Below are 23,947 nucleotides of genomic sequence, written 5' to 3'. Positions count from 1 at the left end.
TCCGTCTTCATTCCGGCACATGATTTCAGACAATAGCCGGAAATCAGGTAGTTTCGTCAATTGTACGTACCAATTGCCTGCCAACGTCCCAACACAGACCGGACATATTGCGGCGTTTCACCATTGTTGGGAATGCCGCGTGATCGGGAGACGGCACCTGGGCCAGCATTGTAAGCAGCCAAGGCCAGGTGGACTGCGTCGAACCGGTCCAACATATCGCGAAGGTACCGGGCGCCACCGTCGATCGAAGCAAGAGGGTCATGACGGTTCCGGACGCCCAGTTCTCGCGCCGTGGCCGGCATAAGCTGAGCCAGCCCGGCAGCACCGGCTGGACTCACAGCCATCGGATTGAAGCGGGACTCAGCCCAGATAAGAGCACGAAGCAGGTTGGTCGGAAGCCCGTAACGGCGTTCAGCCTCGCTATCGCCGCCATATACAAGCCTTCCCGGTAGGACACGTTTGCCGGCTCGGCCTGGTAGATTGCAGGAAGATATTCCCTTGCCGGCTGCTGGTCCGTCTTCGGCGGAACGATCGCGTGCTCGAACAAGGTGAAATCCTGGGCGCGAACTTGCTGTGAGGAGGTCGCGATCATCCCCAGACAGGCGACCGCTAGCGCGGGCAGACAATTGAGGCAGTTCATCTCGACTTGTGCTCCATTGATTCGAATCGAAAGAGAACATAAAAAGAACATGTGCCTGTAGGAAAGCCGCGAAGGCCTGCCTTTGGGAGAGGAGAGGAGCGCTGTTGAGGGGGCCACTTTGCATGCTGAGGAGCTCGCATGTCCCTGTCTGTCCAAACTCATCCCAACCGGTCGCTTGCCGAGACCGCCCGTCGCATTTGCGAATCGCGAGGGGGCAAATGGTCCGGCACAAAGGGCATGGCCTGTTGCCCCGCGCATGATGACCGCACGCCGTCACTCGGTGTGTCGCTCGGCCGACAGGCCATCCTCTTCCACTGTTTCGCGGGATGCGATCAGCAGAGCGTGCTGGCTGCTCTGGCGCGTGAAGGCTTCGAGGCACCGGCGCTTTTTTCAGGTTCTGCGACCACCAACGAACCCGAATCGACCAGCACCCGCAAACCCTCGGCGGTAGCGCTGAGGATCTGGCGCGATGCACAGCCACTGCGTGCCAGTCCGGCAAAGGCATATCTTGAAAGCCGCGGCATCCTCGCCGCATCTCCGGCGCTCCGCTTCCATCCACGAACGCCGCTTGGCCCGAAAGGACGGGCCCGCTTTCTGCCCGCCATGATCGCGGCAGTCAGCCTCGACGAGGGCCCGATCGCCATCCACCGCACGTTTCTGTCGAGCGAGGCTTCAGGCAAGGCCGCTTTCGAAAAGCCGAAACGCGCGCTCGGCGCGCTCGGTAAAGCTGCTGTTCGTCTCTTCGCTCCAGTTTCCGGCAAGCTTGGCCTTGCCGAGGGGGTCGAGAGCGCGATGTCGGCCTATGCTCTCACCGGCACTCCCGTCTGGGCGACCCTGGGCAATGAGCGCTTCGGTCTCGTCAGCGTGCCTGCGAGCGTGACCGAGCTTCACCTCTTCGTCGATCACGATGCTGGCGGCGAGCTGGCCGCGTCGCGTGGCCTGGCCGCTTATGCCCGCGAAGGGCGGACGATCCACGTTCGCAAACCATCCTCACGCGACACCGACTGGAACGATGAACTTACAGCATGGCTGCGACGCAAAGCGGCGCGGTAGAGGAGAGAGGGCTTCTCGAATTCCTGAACCGGCAGAGGGCGTGTCCCGATGCCTTCATCAGGAGGACGAATTGCCATGTTTCAATCAGACCTGTTTCCCGCCGGCGAGCAGTTGCCGTCAATGCCTTTGGCCTACGCTATCGGCACCCGAGTTGCCGAACTACTCGCTTCGGGACGCCATCTTACCCGTACCGATATCTCCGGGCTGTTCGCCGACAAGACCAGCGCCCTGGACTGGGGAAGCGCCTGGACCATCGACGACTACAACAACGCGGTCGAGATCGGCGCACTGCTCTGGCTTCGGGAGTCCTCATGCATCGATCTGGCAACAAGCGTGCACGAAGCCGACGCGCGGTTCGACTGGCTCGAAGCAGCCTTGCCGCCCAGGCATGTACGCAGCGAATCACAGGTCGAGCTCCAGCAGTTCTCGACGCCGCCAATGCTGGCCTGGCTGATGGCGAAGGCCGCAGCTGTCTCTGCGCAAGACACGCTTCTCGAACCGTCCGCAGGCAATGGTGCCCTTGCCCTATGGGGCAACATCCAGAAGGCTTCATTGGTCCTCAATGAGATCGATCCGGGAAGACGAGACGCCCTCGGCCAGATCTTCCCCGCAGTCACGATCACTGCGCATGACGGGGAACTGATCGCCGACCTGCTCCGCGGTCCTGTTCCGTCGGTCGTTTTGATGAACCCACCATTCGCCCGCAGCCAGGAACGCGGCAAGGACGGCGAGACGGCGCAGCGCCACCTGCGCAGCGCGATCCGGGCCGCTGCTGCTGAAGCGAGGATTGTCGCCATCATGCCCGAAGGATTCGATGCTTCCACTTTCTCCGAGGCACAGGGCGAAGCGTCGCTGCTCCTCGATGTGCGGCTGCAGCAGATGTTTCGCCGGACAGGGACGGGGATTGCCGTTCGCCTGGTCGTGATCGACAAGGTGTCGACTGCGCCCTCGTCAGCGATCACCGGAGATACTTGCGATCTGATCGCGCTCCACGAGCTGCTCAACGCGCTTCCGCCACGCGTAGAGACCTCCACCAACATCCATCGCCTGCCAATCGGGAAGCCAGTCTGCCTCGTTGGCAAGACCTCAACACATCGCGCGTCGGTCCGGCCGGTGGCGCCGTTCGCTGCGACACCAGCAGCCAGGGCGCATGCGATCGATCTTGCCTATTCTGTTCTCGCCGACCCCGCGCCGGTGCCTGAACAGGCAGGCATCTACCTGCCTTACCGCCCCAGCCGCATCGCGTTCGAAGACGCGCCGGTTCATCCTACCCCGCTCGTGGAATCGGTCGCCATGGGTTCGGTCGCGGCACCGCAGCCGAACGTTAGCCCGCATCTCCCCGCAAATTGGCAGGCCGACGGCCTTCTGTCCGAAGCGCAGTGCGAGACACTGGTCTACGCTGCCCAGGCATTCGCGCGCGACCTACCGGGCCAGTTCAAGGTCAGCCAGGAAGGCACCGCGCTGGAACTGTCCAAAGATGGTCACGAATACCGCCAGGGCTTCTTCCTTGGCGACGGAACCGGAGCGGGCAAAGGACGGCAGATCGCCGCGGTCATCATGGATCGCTGGCTCGCAGGCGAGCGACGTCATATCTGGATCACCAAAAACGAAGCACTGCTCGAAGATGCACGCCGCGACTGGGAAGCGCTTGGCGGGCTGCCGCTCGATCTCCAGCCGCTCTCGCGCTGGAAACTTGGCCACCCTGTAACGATGTCCGAAGGCATTCTCTTCGTCACCTATCCGACGCTGCGATCGGGGCGTGCCGAGGATACGCGGCTTGACCAGATCCTGGCCTGGGCGGGCGAGGATTACGACGGCGTGATTGCTTTCGACGAAGCCCATGCCATGGCTAATGCGCTCGGGGGTTCTTCAACCCGCGGCAAGGTCAAGGGCTCCGAACAGGGGATGGCGGGCCTCAGGCTGCAGAACCGTCTCCCGCGCGCCCGCGTGCTCTACGCGTCTGCCACCGGCGCCTCGGATATCGCCAACCTCGGTTACACCTCCCGGCTCGGCCTGTGGGGACCCGAGACCGCATTCCCGACCCACGAGGCGTTCATGACCGAAATCCGCGCTGGCGGTGTGGCGGCGATGGAGCTCGTCGCCCGCGACCTAAAGGCTCAGGGCCTCTATCTCGCTCGTGCGCTGTCCTTCGCCGGGGTTGAGTACGAGATCCTCGAACACAGCCTGACCGAAGCACAGGTGCGGATCTACGACGCCTATGCCGATGCCTGGGCAATCATTCACCGCAACCTCGAAGCCGCGCTCGAAGCAACCCGCGTGGTCGACGAGGACAGCGGCGACACGCTCAACCGCAACGCCAAGGCGGCGGCGCTTTCGATCTTCGAAGGAACCAAGCAGCGCTTCTTTGCCCAGCTCCTGCTTTCGATGAAACTGCCGAGCCTGATCCCCGCGATGGACGCGGCGCTTGGCGAAGAGCATTCGGTTGTCGTGCAGCTGGTCTCGACCGCCGAGGCTATGCTCGACCGGCGCCTTGCCGACCTTAGCGTTGAAGATCGCGAAGCGCTCGATATCGATCTGTCCCCGCGTGAATACGTGATCGACTACCTCACCAAGAGTTTTCCGGTCCGCCTGATGCAGGTCTTCGCCGACGAGGACGGCAATCTTCGTTCCGAGGCGATGAGCGACGACGAGGGCAATCCCGTCTTCTGCCCGCGCGCGATTGCCGCGCGCGATGCGCTGATCGAACAGCTTTGCGCACTGCCGCCTATCGCCACTGCGCTCGATGCGATTATCGAGCATTTCGGGACCGAGGCCGTGGCCGAAGTCACGGGCCGGACCCGCAGGCTAGTCCTGGGCCGCGATCGTCAGCAGCGCCTCGAACGGCGAAGCCCCAGTGCTAATGTCGCCGAAGCGCAAAGCTTCATGGAAGGGACCAAGCGCATCCTGGTCTTCTCGGATGCGGGCGGGAGGGGCGCTCCTACCATGCCGACCTTGGCTGTCGAAACCAGCAGCGCCGGGTTCATTTTCTGCTCGAGCCGGGCTGGCGCGCCGACAATGCGATCCAGGGGCTCGGTCGCACCAACCGCACCAACCAGGCCTCGGCCCCGCTATTTCGGCCGGTAACCACCGACGTGAAGGGCGAACGCCGCTTCATCTCGACCATTGCGCGCAGGCTCGATGCATTGGGCGCGCTGACGCGCGGCCAGCGACAGACCGGCGGACAGAACCTGTTCGACCCGGCAGACAATCTTGAAAGCGACTATGCGCGCGACGCGCTCAGCCGCTGGTTCCAGCTACTCTATGACGGCAAGCTCGAAGCCACCACCTTTGGCAACTTCGTCGAGCGCACCGGCCTCCGGCTCGAAAACCCCGATGGCGGACTGACCGACAATCTCCCCACGATCCAGCGCTGGCTCAATCGCATTCTCGCGCTGCCAATCGCGCTCCAGAACGCCATATTCGACGAATACCTTGGCCTCGTCGAAGCGCGGATCGAAGCCGCGCGTGAAGCCGGGACGCTCGACCAGGGACTGGAAACCGTCAGGGTTGATCGTTTCGAGGTCCTTGCCGACGAACTCCTCCGCACAGACCCCGTGACCGGAGCAGAAACCCGCCTCGTCTCGCTCGAGGTGTCGAGGCACCTTCGGCCTCTACGCTTGCAGCGCCTGGTGCGGATGCACGAGATCGGAAGCACGCACGCGATCCCGATGTGCAATGCGCGCTCGGGCAAGGTCGCGCTGTCGGTTCCTGCCCGGCGCCTCATCGCCGATGACGGCGCCGTGATCGAACGTCAGCGCCTGCTGCGCCCGCTCAAGTCCGCCAACTGGACGCTTGAGGCACTCGCTGAGAGCCACTGGGAAGAAATTGGCGTCACCGCGTTCACGGGGGCCTGGCGGGCCGAGGAAGAGGAGACCGCTGCTTCACCGGTGACGGAGCGCGTCCATCTCGCCACCGGGCTGCTGCTTCCGGTCTGGAAGCGCCTCCCCGGCGATCATGTCCGGGTTACCCGGCTCGTTGCCGAGGACGGTCAGTCGATCATCGGCCGAGAAGTGCTCGAGATCGATCTCGCTGCGATCGCCGAGACCTTTGGCCTCTCCGGAGTTACCGGGCCAGCTGCAGAGCAGATCGGCGACCTCGTTCTCGCCAGAGGCAAACCGCTAAGCCTTTCCAGCCACGATCCACTCACGGTGAAGCGCTCGCTGGTCGGCGGCGAACAGCGCCTTGAACTGACCGGATTCTCGCCGGATCGCCTCGACTGGTACAAGGGCAAGGGGTGCTTCACCGAGATCATCCGTTACCGCACGCGGCTGTTCGTGCCAGTCTCCGAAGCCTCGTCGGTCCTCCCCGCGCTTGCCGCCTGATCCCTCGGGCAGACCCCAATCTCAGAATGAGAGTGGAGGGAGCCCTTTGGGCTTGTGGGCCTCGTGATCCTCACCTGCGCCTCCATTCCATCAGGAGAACACCCATGATCCAGTCGATTCCCTTGAAGAAGCTCGTCCCGAGCCCGCGCAACGTTCGCAAGTCGAGCGACGTGCTGGCCGACCTCCAGCTGCGGGCAGACATTGCGGCGCGCGGCCTGCTGCAGAACCTCGTCGTGCGCAAAGGAAAGCGCGGCAAGTTCGAGGTAGAGGCCGGCGGTCGCCGTCTCGCCGCGCTGCAGGCGCTGGCCGAAGAGGGCACCTTGCCCGAAAACCACGAGGTCACCTGCCTCGTCATCGAAGGCGGGGAAAGCGAAGTGCGCGAAGCCAGTCTTGCCGAGAACTTCCAGCGCCTCGCGATGAACCCGGCCGACGAGGCGCAGGCCTTCGCCTCCATCATCGAAGCAGGAGCTACCACGGAAGACGTGGCTCGCCGCTTCGGCCTCACTGTCCGGTTCGTCGAAGGGCGTCTGCGCCTGGCAAGTCTGGCACCCTGCGTCTTCGAAGCGCTCGCCGAAGGCACGATCACGCTCGACATGGCCAAGGCCTACGGCGCGATCTCCGACGTGGAGCGCCAGGCGCATGTCTATGCCGAGCTGCAGGACGCCTGGTACCAGATCACGCCCGACACGATCCGCCGTATGGTGCTCGATGCCACAGTGCGCGGTTCCGATCCACGCGCTGTCCTCGTCGGACGCGATGCCTACCTCGCTGCAGGCGGCCGGATCGAGCGCGAACTTTTCGACGATGATGCCAGCGAGAGCTGGATCGATGTCGCGCTGCTTGAGGACCTCGCGCACAAGGCCATGGAAGAGGCAGCAGAAAAGGCCGCGCTCGAATATGGCCTTGCCTGGGTGCGCCCGACGCTTGGCAACTACGTCAGCCATGACCTCGTCGAAGGTCTCGGCCGTCTGCCATGCGAGCCTGCGCCGATGACCGAACAGGAAGCGAAGGAACTTGGCGAGCTCGAGGCCGACTACGATCGCGTCGCCGCCGTGCTCGAAGACGAAGACAGCGACGAGGACGAGGTCGCCAAGGCCGAACAGGAACTCGTGGTGATCGACCGCGCCATGCGCGCGCTCAATGACCGGCCGCCGGTACTCGCCGACGAACTGAAGTCCGAGGCTGGTGCATTCCTCGTCCTCTCGCGCAATGGCGAGCCGTCACTCGTCCCGCAGTTCTATACCGAGACCGAGGTCATCACCGACGACGAAGGCGTGCTCGAGGCAGTCGAGGAAAGCAGAGCGGTGAAGACCAAGGGGAGCGCGCTGTCGCAGCGTCTTCTCGACGAGCTTGCAATGCAACGCCGCGATATCCTCGCGATCCATCTCGCCAACGATCCGGCGCTTGCCCTCGACCTCATGGTCTTCACGCTCGCCGATGCCGATGGGCATGACTGGCGCGCGAAGAAGGCGTCGACGCTTGTTGGCCCGGTCGCGTCCGGGCCTGTCACCGGGTTCGAGGCCAAGGATGCACCGGCGAGCGCTGCCCTGGCCGAGTTTGCCGGGTCGCTCGATGAAAGCTGGCGAGCTGGAGAAAGCGACGTGGAACGGTTTGCGAGGTTCCGGGCGCTTTCCGACGAGGCGCGCTCGGCCTGGCTCGGCCATGTTGTCTCGCGCACGCTTGTCGCGAGTCTTGCCTGCGAAGGCGAGCGTTCGGTGCCACTGCAGGAGGCACTCGGCTCGCTGCTCGAAATCGAGACTGCGCATTGGTGGCGTCCCACGGCGGCTAACTACTTCGACCGCGTGGCAAAGGCCCGCACGCTCGAAGCGCTCGATGCCGCCGGCGGTCCCGAACTGGTCAGTCGCTACGCTGCCTCGAAGAAGGCCGAGCTTGCGAGTGCAGCCGAGCGCATCTTCTCGGGCAACTTCATTGGCGAGCCCGAGGTCAAGGAACGGGCGCAGGCCTGGGTTCCGCCGATCATGCGGTTCACAGATGCTGACGCCCCCGTCAATCTGGAGGAAGCTGCGTCCGCAGATGACGAAGCCGACGAACGGATCAGCGACGACGCGACAGACGAGATTGCCGAGCAGGCTGCCTGACCCCTCCTGACAGGTCCAGGTCACTCGGCAGGCGGTCCGTCCCAAACGGGACGGGCCGCCTTTTCCATGCCAGATACTCGGCAGAAAACTAACAGTCCGCGTATGGGCAAAAAGACAAGAGCAGACCTAGCAATGCTGGCAATCGACTTAGGCTGAAGGTCGATGGCTGATCGCTCCAAGGGGAGCGGTCAGGCGCGAGATGCCCTTGCTCTTCATATAGCCGCATAATTCTCCACATCCGGCGCTTAGACCTTCTCCGCCGAGCGCAACGGGGCGATGTTTCGAAGAAATTTCGGAGTTTGCCCATGGATATCGAAGCTATCGCACCGTTGAAACGGTGCGCAATTTACACCCGCAAGAGCACTAACCAGCGCCTCGAACATGATGTCAATTCGCTAGTTACACAGCGCGAAATCAGTAGCGCTTATGTCAAGAGTCAGCAGTACAAGGGTTGGGTCGAGCTGCCTAATCGATACGACGATGGCGGCCATTCGGGAAGCGGAATGGATCGCCCTGCGCTCTCGCAGCTCATGCAGGATATCGAAGCGGGAGAGATCGACGTTGTCGTGGTGTACAAAATCGACCGGCTGACCCGTAGCCTCGCCGATTTCGTTCGGATGATCGAGATCTTCGACCGCCGTAACATCGCTCTGGTCTTCATCTCACAGGCCTTCGATACTTCCGACAGTATGGGCCGGATGATCCTCAATGTGCTGCTTACCTTCTCCCAGTTCGAACGCGAGCTTATCGCGGAAAGGGTGCGCGACAGCATCCGCACGCGCAAGCGGCACGGGAAAATGCACGGTGGTTTGCCGCCGTTCGGCTATGTTGCCACACCCGAGGGGTTGAAGGTCGATGAGCCAGAAGCTGAGATTGTCCGGTTTATCTTCGACGAGTTTCTGCGGACACGGCGATACACTCGCGTCATGACGGCCGTTCGCGAACGGGGTCTTTGCAGCTCGGTCAAGTATTCGCCGCGGGGCAAGCCGCGCGGGGGAACGCCGATATCACCCAGTACCGTCTACGGTATCGTTCAGAATCCCATGTATATCGGTGAAATTAGAGGACACGATCGTACTTATACAGGAGAGCATGAGGCACTCATATCGCGCGAAATCTGGGAGGAGGCGCAAGCGATTTGTAACGAGCGCAAGAAGCGTAGGCCGAACAATCGAGATACCGACCACTTTCTCGCAGGCCTGCTTTGGGACGATCTTGGACGCCATATGCGGCTCGACCTGAAATGGCATTGGGGCAAGTTCTACAAGACCTATGTTTCGAGCAACGCCATCTGGTCGCGGAAGCTGTTTCTTCGGCAGTATCGTTCAAGCGCCGACGAGCTCGATACGGTAGTTCTGGCAGCAGTCGCAGAATTCTTATGCGATCGGATCAAGCTAAGAAAGGCGCTCAAAGGGCTGGGTCTGTTCGGCGAAAACCTGGAAACATTGGCCGAGAAAGGGCCGGCAGCTTCCGACCGGCTGATGGCGACCGCGAAGCCGAATCTGCATGAGCTTTTCAGGGCAATCGCGCATCGTGTGGAGCTTGGCGAGGACCAGGTCTCAATCGAGTTTCGTATGCTCGAGGTACGTCGCTATCTCGAGTGGAAGAGCGATATGAGCTTCCGCGGGCGTCCATCGAACTGGTCTTGCAGCGATGCGCGCTACGACCATGTAGTCGCGGTAAGAGCGGTAACTGCCGAGCGTTGGCCATCCCTGCACATCAATCCACGCGAGGCATCCTGTAAAGGCAAGCCAGACAAGAAACTTGTCGATCTCATTCGAAGCGCGCGCAAAGCACAACGCCTCGTGGAAGAGAACCGGGAGCTCGACCTATATGCGCTTGCGAAGATTCACGGCTGCCGCACAGCGCAGTTCGCACGTTTGATCCGACTGAACTATCTGGCTCCAGACATCGTAACCGCGGTTTTCGATGGGACGCAGCCATCCGGCCTCAACAGGAAAGTGTTGCTGAATTCCAACGTGCCAACCGATTGGGCGGTCCAGCGCAAGCTCTATGGGTTTCCAGCACCCGAGCGCGCAATCGATCGTCGTAATCTGTTCGATCGCGGGATGTGGCCGAGCGCATCAGAGTAGGGGGCCGGCAGCGTACTGACAGCTTTAGGCAGACGCGATATGCGAAGCGGAACTTCATTCAGGAATACGGCGGAACCGCTAGAACCATTCGCTGTTGGCTGAGCAGAGCTCAAGAATGCCGCGTTAGTTGCTTCACTTCGGCAGTACGAAGTAGAACCCGCATATGACTGAAAATCACCCCAAAGCAGAATCGAAGCGCGATCCCGCGGAGATCTTTGTCGGGAAGCGCTTCGATATCGAGCACGCTCTCAATATGTACGCGACCAGCTTCGTGCTCATGCCCGCGTTCGGGATTTACGAGAAGGAGATCGTGGCGGCGTACAAGTCGGAGCTCGCGAAATGCCATATCTACATCATTGGCACCATGCCGAAGATAGAGACTGTCGATCAATGCCTCGAGAATGGAAGGCTTATCATCGGTATGTTCGTCGGCGGCAAACGTCATGAACTCGCTTGGCCGATGCCAGAAGGCGTCGAGATGGTGGAGACTGAACGAGGTTGGTTCATCAAAAAAGATGATGGCTACTGGGCGCCTTCTGACGAAGAGATGGCCCAACGGCTGAACGCCGAGCAAGACGCAATCCGCTTCGAGGTCCTCTATATCGGGCAGGCATATGGCAAAGACGGGTCTCGCAACGCCTTGGACCGGCTGCTCAAGCACGAGACCTTGCAGCGGATTTCAGTCAGGGGCGTGCCGGCTGATCAACGGCTCACGCTTCTCATGTTAGAGATCGAGCCGGGCAATCGCATGATCTCCCTCATGAACCCTTGGGCCGAGAACACTAAAGACGGAAGCGCCCGCATCGCTGCTGGCCTAGACAAATTGTTCGGGACATCAGACGCTGAGCGTGTGACCCTCTACGAGGCGTCGCTGATCCGGCACTTCCAGCCACCATTTAACAAGGAATTCAAAAAGAGCTTCCCGTCGACTAATCTGAAGGTGCTAGCGGACTGCTATGACAAAGATTTTTCTGCCTTGGTTTCAGAGATCTGCATCGACGAACTGCCGTTTAAAATGACCTCGGATGCCGCTCCACCTTCCCAGTATCACATCGCCAAGTTCGACTTGCACGAGGATCAAGCTCGTCAGGTGTTCTTTGGCAGAAAGGTTTAACGGTGCGGCGGACATCGAACGGCACCGTTCGAGACGGCATAACCTGAGAATAGGCGCAGGGCCGTTGACATTGGTGAAGATGGACGAAGGATTTAAGGTCACAAACCAGTCGGGTTTTGAGGCGCCCTGCGATTGCGATCGCCATGGGAATCAGAGACGGCTGACACCTGCGCGCAAAGCATTTCAGACCCGGACTGAAGATTTTTTCCCATTTTTCGGGGAGTCACTTCGCTTGGGCTTGTGAGGGCGGCTGGTTCGCCGCCTGATCAGGAGCCAAGTCCAATGTCCCATACCGTTTTCATCGCCGTCCAGGGCCACGACCACCTCATCGAGGTCGACCTCCCCGAGAACGCTTCGATCGAGATCGTGCACGCCGCTGTCGAGGCGGCGGGCGTCAAGATCGATGAGGAGTTCGTCCTCTTCCACGACGAGGACGAGGAGCCGATCGAGTGGCAGGGCCACAAGCGACCGGAGCACACCAAGCACGGTGCCAAGCTGCACCTCGCCCGCTGCCGGAAGATCGACGTTACCATCCATTACCTCGAGCAGACCAAGCGCCACCGCTTCGCCCCCGGCGTCCGCGTGCGCCGCGTTAAGGCGTGGGCGGTCGAGCACTTCAAGCTGGCCGAGCGCGACGCCGCCGAGCACGTTTTGCAGATCTGTGGCGGCACTGACCGCCCGCCGACCGACACGCCGCTGCACAAGCTGGTCAAGCGCGGCCACTGCGAGCTGTGCTTCGACTTGGTCCCCGACATCCGCGTCGAGGGCTAATATGAACGCGCCCGTCAGCCCCAGCCAGACGCTGCTCGCTCGCGACCTGGCCGCACCGGAGTTTCGGTGCGGCCAATTCGACGGGCGGTGGCGCCTTGTCTCCCAAGCCTGGCCCTACGTCGTTATCGCCGTTTCGGCCGCGCCGCGCCCAAACTCTCCGACCGAGTTCGGGCTGCGGTTCGAATGCAGCGGCTATCCTCAGGTCGCCGTCACCGCGCAGCCTTGGGACCTTGCGACCGACGCGCCGCTCTCGGCGCACCTGTGGCCGCGCGGCAAACTGATTCTGCCTTCGGTCTTCCGGCCCGAGTGGCAGGGCGGGACGTGCCTCTACCTCCCGTGCGACCGCATCTCGATGAACGGGCACGAAGTATGGGTGAACCAGCACCCCAATCGCCTGTGGCAACCCGCCCGCGGCATCATCTGCTACTTGGAGCAAGTTCATGACCTTCTCAATCAGGACGATTACACGGGCGCTGTCGCGGCGTAACCGCGGCATCCGCTTCAGACCTGAACGCTGGATTGCACTTCTGGCCGAACTCGACCGCCGCGGCGAGCGACGCCACGAGGCGGGCGCGTTTCTCCTCGGCACCCGCACCGGCGATCTGCGCGAGGTGCAGGACGCTGTCTTCTACGACGAACTCGACCCGGAGGCCTATAAATCCGGCGTCTGCATCCTCCACGCCTCTGCGTTCGCCGCGCTGTGGTCGATGTGCCGCGCGCGGGGTCTCACCGTCGTCGGCGATGTACACACTCATCCGGGCAGCGCGTTCCAAAGCGAGGCCGACCGCACCAACCCAATGGTCGCGCGCGAAGGCCACATCGCGATCATCGTGCCGAACTTCGCTATGGGCCGCCCTGCGACCGCGACGCTCGGTGTGTACGAATACCGCGGCGACCATACCTGGATTGACCATTCCGGCGGATCCGCGATCCGGTTCCTCCACAACGACTTCTGGAGCAACTTCCTATGACGACCGATCCCGACCGCCTGCACCGAACGGCGAAATATTTCATGGACAGCGGAAGGGCGGCGACCGCCGAGGACGCGGTCGACATGCTCTCGCGCTTCGGCATGACGATCACCGTCGACGCGGCAATAGCTACGACTGTGAACGGCCAGACCGCGCTGCTTACCCTGGTTAACGCGGCACGGCGCACGATGCTTGGCGGCATCGAGGTCGAGGGCGTCAGCGACCAACGCGTCGTGACGCCCCTCTCAACCGAGACGACCCTTAGTGCCGCGGTCGCTGCGCTCGGCGGCAACTGCGTCAGTTGCGCGCGCGACGACTGGCCAAGCGCGATCATCGGCTTCGCCGCGCCGCCGACCGGACCCGCACCGGCCTGGCGTCTGCAGTGGGCGGGCTGGCGCGGCGGCGTCGTGCCTGCAGCCTGGCCCGCAGCCCCCGCGCACGACGCGATCCCGCTCGCGCCGGCCATGGCGGCCGCCGCCTGTGTTGGCGAGGTCTTCGCCTGGCACGCCGGCGACCACGAGATGGCGGGCCGGCGCGCGTCGGGGCTGTCGATTTGGAACCCGGGCGCGCCTTGGACCGATCCTGATCCGACCGAGCCGGCGCTCAGTCACCTCCCAACCAAGCTCTGGCTGATCGGCCTCGGGAACCTCGGCCAAGCCTTCGCCTGGTGTCTGGCCGCGCTACCCTATCCCGACGGGGCGAAGGCGGCGCTGTTGCTGCAGGACTTCGACAGGATGGCGGAGTCCAACGACAGCACTTCGCTGCTCGCGATCCCCGACCAGCCGACCGCTATGAAGACACGGTGGGTAGGTGAATGGCTAGAGCGCCGCGGGTTCGAGGTGCGGCACGAGGAGCGGCGGTTCGGCGCATGGATCCGGCGCCACTACCTCGAACCGGGCGTTGCCCTGTGCGGCGTTGACAACGCGGTCGCCCGCGCGGCGCTGGAGGACGCTGGCTTTGATCTTGTGGTGGAAGCCGGTCTCGGTGGCGGGACTCAGGGGTTCCGCAACTTCTCGCTTCATTGCTTCCCCGGCCCCAAGCGCGCGGGCGCGATCTGGGGAGCCGCGCTGGCGGCGACCGCACCTGACGTCTCCGCCATGCCAGCCTACCAAGCGATGAAGGAAAAGGGGATAGACGGTTGCGGCCGTGCCCAGATCGCGTCTCGCACGATCGGCGTACCCTTCGTCGGCCTGACCGCAGCAATCCTTGCCATCGGCGAATTACTGCGGCGGCTGCATGGCGGCGGTGCAATGGAGGTGGTGTCGGGTTCGCTCCTGACGCTCGAGGACACGGTCGTGTTCAACGGCAGTTTCGATCCTTATGCCCACGGCCATATCGATGTTGGCGACGCCGGTCCGGCGGAGGTGACCTGACCGACTCGGACCACGGGACTCCTAAGGACCGGAGCATCGTCTAATCTCGGTGGACATGCGGCTTCGACGACGTACGCGCGTTGATCGACCGCCTCGACACCGAGCCAACAACAGGCGAACACGCTGGCTCGAACGGCTTCGAGCGGCGCAAGGAAATTTGTTCGATGTGCTTCGGCGGAAACTGGTGATTCGACGGGTTAGGTGACGGCGCGGAAGGCGCAACGCGTCGTGACCCCGCACGGTCGATAATTCCTCGTCTGCGACAGGCTGAGGCGCATGTCAGTTCCGAAGTTGCCAACCGACCATCGCGACCAGTTCGTCATGGAATTGATCGCCGTACGCGGGAAGGTAGTCACGACGCGCAGGCAGCCGACGAGCGAGGTTAAGCCATTTTCCTTGAAACCGTCGATCGCGCCAAGCGCGCCTTGCACCATCGCGGGACGGTATGGCGGGACGACGGTGCTCTCGATCTTCGCCGCAATGTCGGGAGTCCTACACGCCGCAGATGAAGTAGCACTGACAGTTCGGGCAGAAGCGGTTATCGTCTGGCTTGGCGGGGAACTCGCCGGCCTCGATGCCGATGATTGCCCTCTCGAACGCCTTCACCGCCTTGTCTTCCTTACCGGCTGGAAACTCTCGGGTCTCGCCGTTGCTGGGATAATAGGCTCCAACGGATATCGTCCTGCCCGGAAAACGTCGCTGCGCCGCCAAGCGTAGCGCGCCGTAGATCGGCTTTTCTCCCTCGCCCTTTGACTGCCGGCCGGTCCGGATGCGCTGCACACGCACCATGTCGCCCGCGTCAATGAGGCGGTCTGGCACCATCGTGACAGTTCGACCGGCTATTGTAACCGCGAGTTCACCGTCAATCTGTGCGCCTTGCTCAGCGGCGATGAACGCTGCCCCGTTGGTAATCATGCGGTTCGCTGCCTGCCGGTAGTAGGCCTCGAACCCGTGGCCCACGGGCCCACGTTCGGCCCAGACCGCATCTAGATGCGCCAACGCCTCGGCCACGCTGGTCGCGACGCCGTCGGTGCGACGATCCTCTATCCATTCGAGCGTTCGGCGCACGCAGCGGTGGAAATCGAGGAACGCGGCGCCGTCCGCGCCGCCGCGCAGACCCATCAACTGTTCGTAGCGGTATCTCGCGGGACAGCGGATGTAGGTCTCAAGCTCGCTGGCGGAATAGCTAGTCCTCTTTTCGACGATCACGGGCGCGCGGGCGGGGGCCGGTGGCACGATGGAAGGAACCGTGCGGGTCTTAGCCGGGATCGCCGAAATTGAGTCTAGGAACTTCGATGCGGACGCGTTTTGCGTGGTGTATCTCACCGCTCGCGTTAGAGACAGATGGTCACGGGCGCGCGACAAGCCGACGAAAAACAGGCATTCCTCCTCGGCGTCATGGTCATCCTTCGCCATGTTCAACTGCGGGAATTTCGCCAAGGCAGGCGTCCTGGAACCTTTGCGACTCGCGGGCATATACCTCGTCGCCAGGGCGGGCAGGTGGACCGCAGGGAACTCTAAACCCTTGCTGCCATGGATCGTGAGCACGCGGACGGCATCGATGTCTGTCGCCTCAGCTGAGATCGCTCGGTAGACACTGTCCTGGTTCAGTAGCTCGATGCGGCGGATGCGCGCCAGAAGGCGCTTTCGGCTCTTGTCGCCAATAGCATCGTGCTCGCCGCACACCTTGAGAAGATGATAGATCGCGATCAGCTTCTGACGGTCCGCCGGGTCTGAACTCCGCACGAGGGGATCGAGGTATCCGCCAGTCTCGAACAGCCAGCCGGTTAGCATCGACCAGGGCGAGGTGCCGGGCCCGACGAACGAAAGCTCCGCGCCCAATTTTGCGAGCCCGCTGCGTCCCGTGTCTGACAACCCTTCGATCGCGGCGACCAAGGGCAACGCCTGGATTATCGGCAGCTTCGAGGCCGCGGCCCAGGCGATCACGGCGAGCGCGTCCTTCTCGGTAGCATTATATGGGGGAAGCTGCGCGACCCGCACAAGTCCCAGCCCGCCGAACTCGGCGTCGAGCGCGATCAAAGACAGCAAGTCGCGGATTTCGGAGCGCTCGAATAAGTCGCCGAGATATAGAAGGGGCACATTCAGCCTCTCGAGCAACGCCGTCAGGCGGCCAAGCGTCAGATGGCTGCGCGCTAAGATCGCTTGGTCTCGGTATGGGACGCCCGCGGCCCTCAACTGCTCGATGCGGTCCCGGATCGCGCACGCCTCGTTCTCGACAGTCGCGCAGACCTCGAGTGTTACCTCGCCGACTGCGCCGCGGTTCGCCTGCCACTGCGCCGCTTTGCCACCCGCCATTCCCCCGGTGAAGGCGGCGAACGCCCTAACGACCGGCGTTCCCGAGCGGTAGTTGATCCCGAGGCTGAGGCGAGTCCCATCAAACTCAGTCGTGAAGCGCTCAACGTTGGACGGCTCCGCGCCCCGGAACCGGTAGATCGACTGGCGATGGTCCGCGACGACCCAGATGTCACGACAGTCGTCGGCGAATGCGCGCAAGAGTGCCGAGCTGGCGAAATTCACGTCTTGGTATTCGTCGATCAGCAGGTGACGGTAGCGCCCGAGCACCTCCATCCGAACCTCTGCATCCTTGAGAAGGCTGACCGCGTACAGAATCAGGTCGCCGAAGTCGACTGCGTCCTGCTCCTCAAGTAGGCGTTCGTAGACAGCGTAGACTTCGCCAACCTCGACCGCCTTCTCGGCGACCACACGCGCAGCCTCGTCGGTGCCGGCAGCCGCGAGGTCTGCCTTGGCGGCCGCAAGGTATTCCTTCGGGCCGATCAGTTCGTCCTTCGCCCTCGAAATCGCGCTCACCACAAACGCCAGTTCGAGCGCTGGCTCGAACAGGTTTTGGTAGTGGCGCAGCGGAAGCTGTCCAAGGTTGGCTTCTAGCAATGCGAGGCTGGCCGTCGGATCAAAGATCTTGACATTCTCGGTCCGGCCGATGCGCCCTGGGTAGCAGGTCACCAGCTCAAGCCCGAACTTGTGGAACGTCCCGACCCACATCTCGATCGCGGCGTCGGCGTCAACTGCCGACATGCGCTCGCGCATTTCCTCCGCCGCCTTGTTGGAGAACGTTAGAGCGAGGATCGAGGAAGCCTCATCCTCCTTTAAGATGCGCGTGACGCGTTCGACAAGGGTGCGCGTCTTGCCCGTCCCGGGACCGGCATGTACCAAGAGCGGCCCGTCAGTCCAATCCACAGCCGCCTGCTGATCGGGGTCTAGGTCGTAGGCTACCTTCTCGCCCTCCTCAACTTCGGGGCTGACCAGGGGCGGAAGCAAAAGGGCGCGGATAGCCTGCTGTAGAACAAGGTTGCGCGGTAAGCCCAGCCGGGCCGCGATCGCCGGAGGCCGGGCGCCGGCGAGGAGCTCGTCCCTCAGCCAGTCCGAAGGACAGAGGAACTCGCCTGCGAAGACGTCGGCCTGAACCTCCTTGCGCTCGCGCGAGGAGTAGCCGTCGACGCGAGCTCCACCACTTTCCACAGGCTCGCCCGAAAGTCTCATCGATACGTCGGTGACGTCGCTCTGGGGATCAGAGTGGAGCCGGAAGTGTCCGAGCTCGTGCGCGATGACGACGACCTCGTCCTCCTTCGCCTGACCTCGCGCGACATGAATGATGCCGGGACTGCGCTCGAAGAAGCCTAGGACGTTCTCACCGGCCCGCGTGCCCGGATCAAACTCGACGATTTCCAGATCCTCCAGCTCGGCCATCGCGTCGACGAGCTCACGGGCGGTCGGAGCAGCACCCGCCTTGACAAGAGCGGCGGTGCGGCAGTCGCGCGCGGCGAGCCGGATGTCGCTCCACGCGTCCATCAGGCGTCGGCCAACCAGTAGGCGATCTCTTCATCGCTCATGCCGGACGACCGTATGATCTCCTCGAAGCTCCGCTGGTTCGCCACCGGTTGTCCGACGGACTTGGCGCGGCCGCCAAGTGCCGGAGTTCGGGCGGCGTGGGAATGGGCGACATTGAATGCCTCCACCGACACGCCGAGCTCCCGCGAGATCGCAGTCGAGAAGCGCGGTGGCACGTCACGCATTCGACCAGCGAACAGGTCGGCCACCACGACCCGCTTTATCGGCAGCCTACGGGCGAGGTCCGGTTGGGTCAGACCCGCCGCCTTGAGCATAGCGTTGAGCGTCGGGCCCGATGAGGCGGTCGGAGCGACGACACGGTCCCGGGCCTCTGCCTCGAACATGGCCGCCTGCACCCGGCTACGGCCACGCGCGATCATGTCGTCATCTAGCTGCGCGGACTGCTCTACCATGTCCGCGACCATCGCTAGCCGGACGGCTGCGTGCTCGCGGATGTCTTGGGCGAAGTCCGGGTGCGCCTCGGTCCAGCGCTCAACGTCGGCTCGCGTCGGGACGTCGCACTTCTCGTGGAACGCGATCAGCACTTCATCTCTTTCTCGCTGCTTATTTTCCATCACGATTTTCCGATCATCTTCTTTAACTGTTGCTTGGCGGACGCCAGCCTCTTCGCGGCGGTGCCCGGATCGATGTCGAGGATGCTCGAAATCGACTCGCCCTTAATGCTGCTGCAACGGTAACCCCGCATGTGGAGTTCGAACACGTCGCGCACGCCCTTGCCGCGGAGGCAGTCCAGGATTCGCTGCACGTCGGCGGCCTGTTCTGCCTCCGAGAAGTTCTCGGTCCGCGGATCCACCATGCCGCCCGGGTCGTCGACCATTTCGGGCATACGCTTCATCTTCTTGATCTCTTTGCGCACATGGTCGATTGCGCGGTTGCGCAGCGTTGACCTGAACCACTTGCGCAGGCCTTCGCCATCCGCCGCCGACGGCGACAGCAAAGCCTTGAGCATCGCGTCGTGCACTGCTTCGACGACCTCGCGCCCGCCGTCCGGAAAGGCCTTCGTCGAGACCTCGCCGCGCAGGATCGACAGCATTCTGTCGGAGATGAAGACTATCATCTCGCGGACAAACTCTTGTTCGATGCCGGCGCGGCGGTAGTTGGCACGTATCGCACCTACGATGACCCCTTCGGGGAACCGGGCCAGTTGACCCTGCTCGACGATCCGTCGCCACGTGCAGTGGTCGTCCGGCAGCGGGGGCTCATCGCCAGCGTCACTCATGAGAATCTCCTTCAAATCCGTGCCTCAGAGTTGAAAGCGAATCCTAACGCGAAAAATCCGGGAAAAAAAATTACAGTCGTGCGCGGCGGCGCCTCCCCGAACGTGACGTCAAACAACACCCGCCTCTATACAACTCGTTGGCGCTGGCAGGGAAGTTCGCGCAACTTTCCAACATCTTCAAGCTAATGCGAAAAGACGCGACGGGATAATCATCCGGATTGGTAGCTTCTTCGGTTCAGGCCGCACGTTTGGGCGAGCTCGCGAGCCATTCGGCGATGTCGCTGGCTATCCAGCTGGTCGTCGAACAATAGGGCGTGATGAGTACTTCGACGGGGCCTTTACTTCGGCGCCTCTGCGCGGATGGACGACGAGCATCATGCCATGCTCGGCGCGATGCCATGTCCACGATTGGCAAGCGTCTAATCGCAATACTCGCTCGATGAATGAAGGTTCGCTTGCGCCGATTAACGCTCAAAAGCGGAGGCGCAGCATTCAGTAAATTCGGACCATTGGACCATGCAAACGAAGGACGGCTTTCGGGCAATTGCCGTTTCAACCGGATTGACTGAGATTGGGGCGAATAGCCGTCTTCATTTAAAGAGAGAAGAGGGAGCTCTGCTTTTCCTGAACCGGGGCATGTCCGTCCCGTTGATCAGGAGACGTCCCATGACCAAATCCCGTCGCACTGCTTCAGTTTCGCCAGCTGAGCGCATCACCGCTGCCATCATTGAGAAGCTCGAGCAAGGCACCAAGCCATGGGCCAAACCGTGGCGGGGTGTGCCGGTTTCGCGGCCCTTGCGGTCCTGCGGAACGCCCTATCGCGGCATGAACACCTTTTGGTTGTGGATGGTCGCCGACGGCTGTGGCTACGCCTCGCCATACTGGATGACCTATCGCCAGTGCCAAGCACTCGGCGGCCAGGTCCGCAAGGGCGAGAAATCGACCATCGCGATTTTCTACAAGAGCTACACCAAGGAGGTCGAGAACGCCGAAGGAGACGCTGACACCGAGAACCGGCGCGTCCTCAAGGCTTATGCCGTGTTCAATGCGGATCAGTGCGACGGCCTCCCCGAGTGCTATCATCCTAAGCCACTCATTGCCGCGCTTGAGCCCGAGGGACGCGAAGACCGGCTTGATGCCTTCTTTGCCCATATCGGCGCAGACCTGCGCCATCATGGTGCCCAGGCTTATTACGAGCCGCTGCGCGACCGGGTCACCATGCCGCCAGCCGAGTTGTTCGAAGCCTACGACCACTACTATGCGACGCTCGCACACGAGTTGTCGCACTGGACGGGTCATTCTTCGCGGCTCGACCGCGATCTCAAGAACCGCTTCGGCAGCGACGCCTATGCTGCCGAAGAACTGATCGCAGAACTGTCCTCAGCAATTCTTGGGGCCGAACTGGGTCTTCCAGTCACCCACCTCGACCATCACGCCAGCTACATCGCGTCCTGGCTCAAGATCCTCAAATCGGACGAGCGCGCGATCCTCACCGCCGCGGCCAAGGCCGAGGAAGCGGCCAGCCTGCTGCTCGGACTGGGCGGATACCAATCAAGCGAAGGCGAGACCGATGTCGATCTCGCCGATGCAGCCTGAAGAGCGGTGAGATGGGACGTTCCGTCAGCTATCCAACTGGCTCCCTGGTTGCCTTTCGCCTGCTTGATGACGGCGAAGACGAAGATGTCGACTGGGCCTACGAGTGCCTAGTCGACGAGATCGTCGATACCGCGAAGGCGACCTTTCCTTCCTTCGAGCGCTTCGATGGATGGCGCGGCCGCGAAGATCGTATCCTCCTGCGCAATGCCTTCGCTGATTGCGGCATATCGACCTGGTGCGGGCTCGCCGCGATCTGGCTCGCCGAACGCGACGATGCCCAATACTGGGAGGCGGATTTCTACAACCCACGAACGGCGAGAGCACGGCACTGGCTTGGCCAGGTCTCGGGTAGGTTCATCGACCTGTTCGGTGAGTTGCGCCTGGTCGGGCGGTTCTCGAATGGCGAAGCGATCTTCGAGCGCTCCCGATCCACCAGCGACACCGGGTTCTGATCCTGCCTCATCCCAGTCCGCCGGGAGAGGCCCTTGGGCCGGTCGGGGCGCGCCGCAACCTGCGGCCCGTCGGCCCGTGTTGCCCGCGCCAGCCTAGGGCCGCAGGTTTCCCGCTGCGCGGTGCGTCTCGCCCCTTCTCCCGGCCCTGATCGGGCTCCGGCGGACAGGGTCGAGGCAATGGTGCCTCCTCTCCTTGTCCCCGCGATCAGGAGACAACGCATGTACGACAGCTTCATCGACCAGTTGAGCGGCCTCGACCTCTCAGGCCTCAGCATCAGGCCAGCTCCCTTCAACGAAACCGATTTTCCCTGCGAGGACGCGATCGAGCAGACGCTTAATGCCGTATGGTCCGACCTCTTCGCGATGTTTTCCGACACGGCCCTGGAAGCTGATGCCGAGGACATTGCCTGGGGTATGGTCAACCTTTTCCACCGCGCAGCCAGCCGCAAGTCAGCTCAGCTTGACCGGGCGAGCGACGAGATCCGGGTCCTGCTCGCATCAGCCGATGGCTCCGAAGTGCACTCAAGCAATCTGGACGAGCAGGTCGAACGTGCACAGGCCGCCGAAGCCAGTATGCTGGCGTTCGAGCAGATGCGCGAGACTGCGGCAGCACTCTATCGCGACGAGACCGGTTCCTCGTGGAAGCCTGTTTCCGGCTCGCGCGCGAGCCATTCACGCAATCTCACCTCTGCCGTCATCGATGCCCGCGACTTCCTCCGCGCACGCGCCGAGAGCCGGCGTCAAGCCCTGATCCCGGAAGGAACTCCGGTCGTCTTTGCTGGTGGTCGTCAGACCTTCGAGAGCGCCGAGGACGCGCGCGTTTATGCCGACAATATCTGGGCGACGCTGGACAAGGTGCGCGATGTGGTTCCCGATCTCTTCCTGGTCCATGGCGGCGACGGCAAGGGTGCCGATCGCTTGGCAGCGAGCTGGGCCGAGCGCCGCGAGGTCCAGCAGCTGACTTACTCGCTAGATCGTCGTCTCGGTGCCCGCGCCGGCTTCAAGCGCAACGAGCAGATGCTTTCCCTCAATCCGCGTTACGTTGTCGCCTTTCCGGGCAATGGCGTGACTGAACGGCTAGTGATCGACGCCAAGACGCGCCGGATCACCGTGGTCGATCGCAGGACCGTCACGTCCCGATCCAAGACTAAGGGATAACAGTCTGTTGGTCGCTGCAGCATGTCTACCATCGGTTGGCTGCGGCGACCATCTCAGACAATTGTCATCGATTGCCTTTTCGGTTGGAGAGGGGATTTCTTGGGAAGGCATCTCGGGTTATCAGCCCCGCATGCACCACGTCGACTCCAATCCGCTCGCCCATGATCACAACTTCCTGAGCGCCTCGCACGACGCCCATGAGCGGCGCACGCGTTATGTCGTTGCCTTGACCGCCGCGATGATGGTGGTCGAAATCGTCGCTGGCCTGTGGACCGGATCGATGGCGCTTCTCGCCGATGGTATCCACATGGCGACCCATGCAGGTGCCTTGGGCGTCGCGGCCTTCGCCTACTGGTTTGCCAGGCGCCATGCGAACAACCAGCGTTTCACATTCGGTACCGGCAAGGTGGGCGACCTCGCCGGCTTCGCGAGCGCGCTTGCCCTCGCCATCTTCGCAATCGGAATCGCGGTTGAATCGGCCCAAAGGTTCGTCAGTCCGCTCACGATTGCCTATACCGAGGCGATCTGGATCGCCGTGCTCGGCCTTGTGGTGAACCTCGCGAGTGCCTGGCTGCTTGGTGCCGATCATCACCATGGGCATGATCACGACCATCATCATCACCACGACCATGCGCATGCCGATAACAATCTGCGCTCCGCCTATTTCCACGTGCTTGCCGATGCCCTGACTTCGGTCCTGGCTATCGTGGCCCTTCTCGCCGGCATGTATCTCGGCTGGGCTTGGATGGACGCGGCAATGGGGCTGGTGGGTGCATTCGTGATCGGGCGCTGGTCATGGTCACTGCTGCGCGATACTGCTGCAGTGCTTGTGGACGCCGAAGCGGCCTCTCAACGGTACACAGAGGTGCGCGAGGCGCTCGAGGACCGGGACGCCGCGATCGGCGATCTGCACATCTGGCGGATCGGTCCCGGCAAGTATGCAGTCATCGCCTCGCTCATCGCCGATGATCCGCTCGCGCCCGACAATTATGCCAGCCGACTTTCAGAGCATGCAGAATATGTGCACGTCACGATCGAAGTTCATCACTGCGAGCATCCGCATCCCGAGCTTCGCGCGGCCTGATCGCGCCGTTCTAAAAGACCGAAACAGTATTCGAGGACTGTTATACTGTAACAAAAGACTTATACTTCATCGTGTTACGGAACTTGCAATCTTGATGCGGTTTGCTAGGAGCCG

15 protein-coding genes and 2 pseudogenes are annotated in these 23,947 nt (G+C 62.4%); 13 read left to right on the top strand and 4 right to left on the bottom strand.

The window, feature by feature from the left end; all coding sequences use genetic code 11:
* Positions 1-56: 56 nt before the first annotated feature.
* Positions 57-640: pseudogene (locus tag MBENS4_RS03025) on the bottom strand (lytic transglycosylase domain-containing protein).
* A 138-nt stretch (positions 641-778) separates the two neighbouring features.
* On the opposite strand from MBENS4_RS03025, the gene MBENS4_RS24555 reads away from it, so the two are divergent.
* From MBENS4_RS24555 to MBENS4_RS02980, 9 genes and pseudogenes are all read left to right on the top strand, one after another.
* On the top strand, positions 779-1,693 hold the full coding sequence (locus MBENS4_RS24555) for a DUF7146 domain-containing protein (RefSeq protein ID WP_144400835.1): 915 nt from the start codon (positions 779-781) through the stop codon (positions 1,691-1,693).
* Positions 1,694-1,768: 75 nt separating this feature from the next.
* Positions 1,769-6,015, top strand: a pseudogene (locus tag MBENS4_RS03015) (strawberry notch-like NTP hydrolase domain-containing protein).
* 104 nt (positions 6,016-6,119) lie between these two features.
* The gene (locus tag MBENS4_RS03010) at positions 6,120-8,114 is read left to right on the top strand and encodes a ParB/RepB/Spo0J family partition protein (RefSeq protein ID WP_039388665.1); all 1,995 of its coding nucleotides are present in this window, start codon (positions 6,120-6,122) and stop codon (positions 8,112-8,114) included.
* A 305-nt stretch (positions 8,115-8,419) separates the two neighbouring features.
* The gene (locus tag MBENS4_RS23855) at positions 8,420-10,207 is read left to right on the top strand and encodes a recombinase family protein (RefSeq protein WP_052321970.1); all 1,788 of its coding nucleotides are present in this window, start codon (positions 8,420-8,422) and stop codon (positions 10,205-10,207) included.
* 163 nt (positions 10,208-10,370) lie between these two features.
* Positions 10,371-11,321 carry a hypothetical protein gene (locus tag MBENS4_RS03000; protein ID WP_039388662.1) on the top strand — a complete coding sequence of 317 codons (951 nt, stop codon included), beginning with the start codon at positions 10,371-10,373 and terminating at the stop codon, positions 11,319-11,321.
* A 282-nt stretch (positions 11,322-11,603) separates the two neighbouring features.
* Positions 11,604-12,092, top strand: coding sequence for a hypothetical protein (locus MBENS4_RS02995; protein WP_039388659.1), 489 nt, complete (start codon positions 11,604-11,606; stop codon positions 12,090-12,092).
* Between the two features lies 1 nt (position 12,093).
* The gene (locus MBENS4_RS02990; protein ID WP_039388657.1) at positions 12,094-12,579 is read left to right on the top strand and encodes a DUF7665 family protein; all 486 of its coding nucleotides are present in this window, start codon (positions 12,094-12,096) and stop codon (positions 12,577-12,579) included.
* Entirely contained in the window at positions 12,533-13,063 is a 531-nt protein-coding gene (locus tag MBENS4_RS02985; RefSeq protein ID WP_052321969.1) for a Mov34/MPN/PAD-1 family protein, read from the top strand. Before MBENS4_RS02990 ends, MBENS4_RS02985 begins: the two co-directional genes overlap by 47 nt.
* On the top strand, positions 13,060-14,436 hold the full coding sequence (locus MBENS4_RS02980; RefSeq protein ID WP_052321968.1) for a hypothetical protein: 1,377 nt from the start codon (positions 13,060-13,062) through the stop codon (positions 14,434-14,436). Before MBENS4_RS02985 ends, MBENS4_RS02980 begins: the two co-directional genes overlap by 4 nt.
* 492 nt (positions 14,437-14,928) lie before the next feature.
* Here the strand turns inward: MBENS4_RS02980 and MBENS4_RS02970 are convergent, their stop codons facing one another.
* Genes MBENS4_RS02970 through MBENS4_RS02960 form a run of 3 tightly spaced genes read right to left on the bottom strand, consistent with a single transcriptional unit; the run spans position 14,929 to position 19,543 of the window.
* Positions 14,929-18,264, bottom strand: coding sequence for a UvrD-helicase domain-containing protein (locus tag MBENS4_RS02970; RefSeq protein WP_039388652.1), 3,336 nt, complete (start codon positions 18,262-18,264; stop codon positions 14,929-14,931).
* Complete coding sequence (locus tag MBENS4_RS02965) at positions 18,264-18,878, bottom strand: helix-turn-helix domain-containing protein (RefSeq protein WP_039388649.1); 615 nt, start codon at positions 18,876-18,878, stop codon at positions 18,264-18,266. The genes MBENS4_RS02970 and MBENS4_RS02965 overlap by 1 nt, the downstream gene beginning before the upstream one ends.
* Positions 18,878-19,543 (bottom strand): sigma-70 family RNA polymerase sigma factor, encoded by a 666-nt coding sequence (locus tag MBENS4_RS02960; RefSeq protein ID WP_039388647.1) that lies wholly within the window; start codon positions 19,541-19,543, stop codon positions 18,878-18,880. The genes MBENS4_RS02965 and MBENS4_RS02960 overlap by 1 nt, the downstream gene beginning before the upstream one ends.
* A 666-nt stretch (positions 19,544-20,209) precedes the next feature.
* Between MBENS4_RS02960 and MBENS4_RS02955 the strand changes: the two genes are divergently transcribed.
* From MBENS4_RS02955 to dmeF, 4 genes are all read left to right on the top strand, one after another.
* Positions 20,210-21,139 carry an ArdC family protein gene (locus tag MBENS4_RS02955; protein ID WP_039388645.1) on the top strand — a complete coding sequence of 310 codons (930 nt, stop codon included), beginning with the start codon at positions 20,210-20,212 and terminating at the stop codon, positions 21,137-21,139.
* Between the two features lie 11 nt (positions 21,140-21,150).
* Complete coding sequence (locus MBENS4_RS02950; RefSeq protein ID WP_039388642.1) at positions 21,151-21,591, top strand: hypothetical protein; 441 nt, start codon at positions 21,151-21,153, stop codon at positions 21,589-21,591.
* Positions 21,592-21,810: 219 nt separating this feature from the next.
* Positions 21,811-22,749: a DUF2493 domain-containing protein gene (locus MBENS4_RS02945; protein ID WP_039388639.1), complete on the top strand. Its 939-nt coding sequence runs from the start codon at positions 21,811-21,813 to the stop codon at positions 22,747-22,749.
* A 130-nt stretch (positions 22,750-22,879) separates the two neighbouring features.
* Positions 22,880-23,833 carry a CDF family Co(II)/Ni(II) efflux transporter DmeF gene (gene dmeF / locus MBENS4_RS02940; RefSeq protein WP_039388637.1) on the top strand — a complete coding sequence of 318 codons (954 nt, stop codon included), beginning with the start codon at positions 22,880-22,882 and terminating at the stop codon, positions 23,831-23,833.
* Positions 23,834-23,947 lie beyond the last annotated feature (114 nt).

This window comes from Novosphingobium sp. MBES04 (genome assembly GCF_000813185.1).
Lineage (GTDB): Bacteria > Pseudomonadota > Alphaproteobacteria > Sphingomonadales > Sphingomonadaceae > Novosphingobium > Novosphingobium decolorationis.
Note: the sequence above shows the minus strand (reverse complement) of the source record. Positions and strands in the feature narration are given on the sequence as shown.

What these genes read in the sequence shown, in the direction of transcription:
- MBENS4_RS24555 (WP_144400835.1), top strand. Translation starts at nt 779, where the DNA reads ATGTCCCTGTCTGTCCAAACTCATCCCAACCGGTCGCTTGCCGAGACC.
- MBENS4_RS03010 (WP_039388665.1), top strand. Translation starts at nt 6,120, where the DNA reads ATGATCCAGTCGATTCCCTTGAAGAAGCTCGTCCCGAGCCCGCGCAAC.
- MBENS4_RS23855 (WP_052321970.1), top strand. Translation starts at nt 8,420, where the DNA reads ATGGATATCGAAGCTATCGCACCGTTGAAACGGTGCGCAATTTACACC.
- MBENS4_RS03000 (WP_039388662.1), top strand. Translation starts at nt 10,371, where the DNA reads ATGACTGAAAATCACCCCAAAGCAGAATCGAAGCGCGATCCCGCGGAG.
- MBENS4_RS02995 (WP_039388659.1), top strand. Translation starts at nt 11,604, where the DNA reads ATGTCCCATACCGTTTTCATCGCCGTCCAGGGCCACGACCACCTCATC.
- MBENS4_RS02990 (WP_039388657.1), top strand. Translation starts at nt 12,094, where the DNA reads ATGAACGCGCCCGTCAGCCCCAGCCAGACGCTGCTCGCTCGCGACCTG.
- MBENS4_RS02985 (WP_052321969.1), top strand. Translation starts at nt 12,533, where the DNA reads ATGACCTTCTCAATCAGGACGATTACACGGGCGCTGTCGCGGCGTAAC.
- MBENS4_RS02980 (WP_052321968.1), top strand. Translation starts at nt 13,060, where the DNA reads ATGACGACCGATCCCGACCGCCTGCACCGAACGGCGAAATATTTCATG.
- MBENS4_RS02970 (WP_039388652.1), bottom strand. Translation starts at nt 18,264, where the DNA reads ATGGACGCGTGGAGCGACATCCGGCTCGCCGCGCGCGACTGCCGCACC.
- MBENS4_RS02965 (WP_039388649.1), bottom strand. Translation starts at nt 18,878, where the DNA reads ATGGAAAATAAGCAGCGAGAAAGAGATGAAGTGCTGATCGCGTTCCAC.
- MBENS4_RS02960 (WP_039388647.1), bottom strand. Translation starts at nt 19,543, where the DNA reads ATGAGTGACGCTGGCGATGAGCCCCCGCTGCCGGACGACCACTGCACG.
- MBENS4_RS02955 (WP_039388645.1), top strand. Translation starts at nt 20,210, where the DNA reads ATGACCAAATCCCGTCGCACTGCTTCAGTTTCGCCAGCTGAGCGCATC.
- MBENS4_RS02950 (WP_039388642.1), top strand. Translation starts at nt 21,151, where the DNA reads ATGGGACGTTCCGTCAGCTATCCAACTGGCTCCCTGGTTGCCTTTCGC.
- MBENS4_RS02945 (WP_039388639.1), top strand. Translation starts at nt 21,811, where the DNA reads ATGTACGACAGCTTCATCGACCAGTTGAGCGGCCTCGACCTCTCAGGC.
- dmeF (WP_039388637.1), top strand. Translation starts at nt 22,880, where the DNA reads ATGCACCACGTCGACTCCAATCCGCTCGCCCATGATCACAACTTCCTG.